This is a genomic window from Exiguobacterium sp. s59 (assembly GCF_018617475.1).
Taxonomy (GTDB): Bacteria; Bacillota; Bacilli; order Exiguobacteriales; family Exiguobacteriaceae; genus Exiguobacterium; species Exiguobacterium aestuarii.
Genome location: NZ_JACSKG010000023.1, coordinates 1 through 272 on the forward strand (window position 1 = coordinate 1; position 272 = coordinate 272).

Consider the following 272-nt stretch of genomic DNA (forward strand, 5'->3'; position numbering starts at 1 on the left):
AGAATTTGATATAGCTCTTAAATTGACGAAGCTTGCGCTTCATTCAAAAATTGTAAAACTTTTTTTGCCTCATCGTTCAGTTTTCAAAGACCAAAAATTAAATGGTCGGGAAGACAGGATTCGAACCTGCGACCCCTTGGTCCCAAACCAAGTGCTCTACCAAGCTGAGCTACTTCCCGTAATAATGGTGCACCCTGAGAGATTCGAACTCCCGGCCTTTAGATTCGTAGTCTAACGCTCTATCCAGCTGAGCTAAGGGTGCATATGGTGCG

General features: G+C 44.1%; 2 tRNA genes. Both read right to left on the minus strand.

Features of this window, described 5'->3' with window-relative positions:
* Positions 1–102: 102 nt before the first annotated feature.
* Positions 103–179, minus strand: a tRNA-Pro gene (locus KNO91_RS15285).
* Positions 180–185: 6 nt separating this feature from the next.
* Positions 186–262: transfer RNA gene (locus KNO91_RS15290), tRNA-Arg, on the minus strand.
* Positions 263–272 lie beyond the last annotated feature (10 nt).